This is a genomic window from Niastella sp. (assembly GCF_045805085.1).
Taxonomy (GTDB): Bacteria; Bacteroidota; Bacteroidia; order Chitinophagales; family Chitinophagaceae; genus Niastella.
The window spans coordinates 1-4,326 of record NZ_JBJMLX010000212.1 but is presented as its reverse complement, the minus strand read 5'-3'; the positions used below and the strand labels follow the sequence as shown (position 1 = coordinate 4,326).

Here is a 4,326-nt window from a genome sequence, read left to right as displayed (position 1 = left end):
CTCCTACCAGTGGCTGGACGCAAACCTCCTACACCTACAGCGTTCAAACGCCCTGGAACCTGCCTCAATCTGACCGGTATAGTTATTCTTCCGGCGAACATCATTTCTGGATCAATAATGGCGATGCCTGTCAGTTTCAGGGTTGCAGTACCGGGCCCCGCTCAGAATTACGCATGAACAATGATTATACTTCAGGCAGGCACCAGTTTGAAGGCGATATATATATTGTTTCCGGTTCTGACGGTACAGACTTTATGCAGGTATTTGGCGGCGTTACCAATGCCACCTCCCTCCTGCTTAAAATTACAGCTGCCAGTGGTGGCACCATCAGGCGTTACGATAATGAAAAACTCATGACCAGCGCGTACAACAAATGGATACATGTGAACGTGCAACACGATGCCGACAATGGCAAAATATATGTATACCTGAACAATACCTTAAAAGGCACGTTCGCCGACCGTGGCAATGCGAACCATTATTTTAAATGTGGCGTGTACAATATTTCAGGCTCCCGGTCTGAAACCCGTTGGAAAAATATCAAGTACTGGAAAAACGGGCCGGTAGGGCAATAAAAATCAGCCATACAATTTCAGGCATAAAAAAATCTCCCGATGCACCGGGAGATTTTTGCATTGATAAACGCCCACATCACCAGTTCTTTTCCTGTTCCTCGTTCACTCTTTCTAACTGTTGTGTGGGCGGGGTTCTCCAGTTAATATCGTATCGAACAAAGAATAGGAGCCAGCCGGTTCTTGCCAAACGCATTAAATAGGGTTGTGCGGCTATCAAAAAAACCGAGTTGAAGATGAGCCAGTAAAAGAACCGGTTATCCTGTAACGAAAATCCAATAAGCACCCACCAGGCTACAAAGGTGGCCACGCTTAACGCTATTGATGCCGCATAACTTACATAGCTTGATCCATAATAAAAACCAACCTCGATATTAAATGGCTGTCCGCAAACCGGACATTCCCTGTTCATTCGCATGGTTGTCTTCAATGCATACGGGTTCCTGTTCTCAAACATATCGCCTCTTCTGCACCGGGGGCATTTGCATTTAAAAAGATTGAGCACACCGGGCTTTTTATCTGTAGATGTTATATCTATAGTCGCTTCCATATTTTAATTTTTTACGTGTTGTTTTCTGAATACTTCGGGTGTTACGCCTTCATACTTTTTGAAGAATTTTGAAAAGTAGGAGTTGTCCATAAATTGCAGCGCTGTGGCTATTTGCGAAATACTGAGCTTTGCATTTACCAGCAGCCGCTTCGCTTCCAGCAATACCCTGTTGCGGATGAGCTCCCCGGCTGAACGGCCGGTAACATCCTTGCACAGCGCATTCAAATGATTGGGTGTTATGTATAGCATGGCCGCATAGTCTTTCGTCAGCTTCTTTTCTTTATAATGCTGATCGATCAACTTTTGAAAGTTGCGCAATACAACGGTGTTGTAATTGGTGGTTTGTTTGGTTGTATCCGCGCCGGCGTTCCTGCTAACCAGAATGAACAATTGCACCAATGCGGCCCTAACCATATCATCTTTTAATGGAGCAGCGGAGTTGCCTTCGCGCACGATCCCTTCCAACAGGTCCTGTATGGCTGGTCTTACGGGTTCAGGCGGCACGATCACCTGTTCCTGTGCTATGCCGGAAAAGAAAGTGAATTGCTCCAGGTAGCGGGGTTCGGCTAAAAAACCGGCGATGTATTGTTCTGAAAAGTTCACGATAAAGCCGTCTGGCAGCCCTTCAAAATCCCAGCTATGCACCTGACCGGGGATCATGAAATAGAGTTGACCGGGTTCAACCGGAAAATAAACAAAATCTATGGAATGACCGCCCCTGCCGCCTGAAAAGTAAACAAGCTGGTAAAAAGAATGCTTATGCGGAAACCGCAGGTCTTTATGTTCCTCCAGGTAATGGGGAAAGTGATCTGCCATGAAGTCTTTCGGCGAAAACCGCGACTCCTTTAAGTTATGGATGCTATATGTTGGCAGATGCTGGTTCGACATGGCCTTTAATTATAGCACAAAGCTATAAAAGACCTACCAGCAGCAAGGGTGCTTTTTATGGGTTTTATGGTACTTTTTACTGATTGAGGAGTTTTTAAAACATCCCAAACACTACTACGGCTTCACCATTTGTCAGCACTTTTTTGGCCCCGGTCTTTTCATTATACAAATTACAGTTGAACTGGGCTTTTACTATCACATTATAACTACCTGCAAGATCTATAAATTCCGTGGCGCTGATGATCTTGAAGGCGCTGCCCGTTTGGTCTTTTGTACCGGCATCGCTACTCCAAACATTATCATTACCATTAGTGCCCGGATTGCCACTGGGGTCGGTCCAGGAGACAGTTATCCCATCAATAGTTGAAATATCTGCCGTGTAAGGATAAGAAGCAGGAGCAAAAAAGGCTTTGAACTGGGCTGTTGTAGCAGACAAATAACCGTGCATGATACCTTTACCAATGCTAAACTCGGTTTTACCTGCAGGTAAAGGCGCGGTGGTACTAGACCAGTTAATGCCGCCGCCAAAATAAACATCATCACTGCCGCTCATGCTCTCGCCAGGTTCATAATCAGTGGTTGTGGAGGTTATGTTTTGGGTATAGTTTGTGCCATCGATGGTTGCTTTATAATAAAAATCGCCGGTAGTATTGCCACCGCCGCCACCAGTACCACCGGTACCGGCAGTTGCTACCAATACAGGAACCAAACAGGAGCCACCGCCAATAGTTAGGGTAAAACTGAAAACACCGGCCCGGGTAGGCTTACCAACCCCATACAGGGTAATTACCTGTGACCCCGTTGCAGTGAAATTTCCGGCACCCACAAATGAAAACCCATTTGCAGCAGCTGTTGAATAGGTCCAGTCGCCGACTTTGGTAACATTTACTGTAACTGTTATCAGGGCATCAGCAGCCAGGGTTGTACCGGCCTCAATTAAACCGGTTACTACCGCATCGGAGCAATTGTTGCCTGCCGGCACCAGTTTAAACACGGCCGTTCCGCCGGAAGTACTGCCGCCGCCGCCACCGCCTACTGTTCCACCGGAACCCAGGGTATCCTTAGACATTTCTTTTTGACATCCAATATTTGCTAATAATAAAAGAAAAACGAGAAGGTGGGTCAGGGACAATGTTCGGCTATTAAACAGGCGCACCATATAAGGGTCAGTTTGGGGGTTATTGTTACTTTAGCAACAAAGATAGTAAATGGGGATGACCCAAACCGCTATGATTTACCCGGTGGAAATATTATTTTGCGCCCATGAAAACACCCTTATTGCTCCTTTTCCTTGCTCTTGGTAATTTCGTGCTGGCGCAGGATAAACCAGATTCGCCCGATATGCGCAGCCTGGGAATTAGCAGCAACGACACAACTGACCGCTATATTTTTGCCGACACCGCCCTGATCCGCGTTTCACCTGATACGAAACAAGCTCCCATAGACACCCTGTTTGCCGGTGATAACATCACCGTTACCGGAGTAACTACCAACAGCCTTACCATCCGCGGGTTAAAAGGCCCCTGGCTGAAGATCAACTACTCCAAAAATGGGGCACCCAAAAACGGTTACATCTGGCAGGGACTGGTAAGCTGTACGCCCCTGCGCCGTGGCGATGTAAAATTTGTGTATGGCATTGAACGCCGTGCCGATAGTATTATAAAAAGAGACAAGGATACCATCCGCCGGTTCCTGGTACGGTTGAAAGTAGTACAGGAAGGCAAGGTGCTTGCCAGCCGATCGTTCATCACCTTTGATGATGAAAGCGCTAACTACAGCAGTGGAAAGATCATGAGCGGCATGGGACTTACCAATGTACAGAACATCATTACACTTGAATTTTCCGGCGACGCCTGCGGCATTTCAACCTACGACTATTACTTTGCCTTTACCAAAAGCAACCAGTTGCTCCGCTTCCCTGATAAAGAAAATGTAAGCGATGCAGGTAGTTTCTACCACTCCGAAACCTTTACCTTCCCCAGCGAAAAAAATGGAAAGCCTGACACGATACTCTGGAATAAACTGGTTGAAGAAGATACTGAGAAAGTAGACAAAAAAGGTAATCCGATCCTGAAAGTAACCGAGAAGAAAAGCGCTGTATATACCTGGGATGGCGTGAATGAAAAAATCACCAACTCCGCTCAAAAATAACAGATCAAAAACTCTTTAAAAGCCCTTCCCGATAAATCGGGAGGGGCTTTTTTATTAACGACTAACTATAACGGATACTGTTTCTAATTTTATATGCGCAATATTTAAATATTACCTGAACTGGTAAAACCAGTTACATTTGTTCAGCACATATAAACAAACCTT

At 45.8% G+C, this 4,326-nt stretch carries 5 protein-coding genes; 2 read left to right on the top strand and 3 right to left on the bottom strand.

What is annotated here, in order from left to right:
* Positions 1-575: polysaccharide lyase family 7 protein (locus ACJ751_RS10935; protein ID WP_407745529.1), on the top strand; the 575-nt coding region annotated here is incomplete at its 5' end.
* Positions 576-651: 76 nt separating this feature from the next.
* On the opposite strand, the gene ACJ751_RS10930 is transcribed toward ACJ751_RS10935, so the two are convergent.
* The 3 genes from ACJ751_RS10930 to ACJ751_RS10920 form a co-directional block, all read right to left on the bottom strand.
* On the bottom strand, positions 652-1,122 hold the full coding sequence (locus ACJ751_RS10930) for a DUF983 domain-containing protein (RefSeq protein WP_407745528.1): 471 nt from the start codon (positions 1,120-1,122) through the stop codon (positions 652-654).
* A 3-nt stretch (positions 1,123-1,125) separates the two neighbouring features.
* Positions 1,126-2,010 carry an AraC family transcriptional regulator gene (locus ACJ751_RS10925; RefSeq protein ID WP_407745527.1) on the bottom strand — a complete coding sequence of 295 codons (885 nt, stop codon included), beginning with the start codon at positions 2,008-2,010 and terminating at the stop codon, positions 1,126-1,128.
* Positions 2,011-2,104: 94 nt separating this feature from the next.
* Positions 2,105-3,079 carry a hypothetical protein gene (locus tag ACJ751_RS10920; protein WP_407745526.1) on the bottom strand — a complete coding sequence of 325 codons (975 nt, stop codon included), beginning with the start codon at positions 3,077-3,079 and terminating at the stop codon, positions 2,105-2,107.
* A gap of 194 nt (positions 3,080-3,273) precedes the next feature.
* On the opposite strand from ACJ751_RS10920, the gene ACJ751_RS10915 reads away from it, so the two are divergent.
* Positions 3,274-4,161 carry a hypothetical protein gene (locus ACJ751_RS10915; RefSeq protein WP_407745525.1) on the top strand — a complete coding sequence of 296 codons (888 nt, stop codon included), beginning with the start codon at positions 3,274-3,276 and terminating at the stop codon, positions 4,159-4,161.
* Positions 4,162-4,326: the final 165 nt, after the last annotated feature.

What these genes read in the sequence shown, in the direction of transcription:
- ACJ751_RS10930 (WP_407745528.1), bottom strand. Translation starts at nt 1,122, where the DNA reads ATGGAAGCGACTATAGATATAACATCTACAGATAAAAAGCCCGGTGTG.
- ACJ751_RS10925 (WP_407745527.1), bottom strand. Translation starts at nt 2,010, where the DNA reads ATGTCGAACCAGCATCTGCCAACATATAGCATCCATAACTTAAAGGAG.
- ACJ751_RS10920 (WP_407745526.1), bottom strand. Translation starts at nt 3,079, where the DNA reads ATGTCTAAGGATACCCTGGGTTCCGGTGGAACAGTAGGCGGTGGCGGC.
- ACJ751_RS10915 (WP_407745525.1), top strand. Translation starts at nt 3,274, where the DNA reads ATGAAAACACCCTTATTGCTCCTTTTCCTTGCTCTTGGTAATTTCGTG.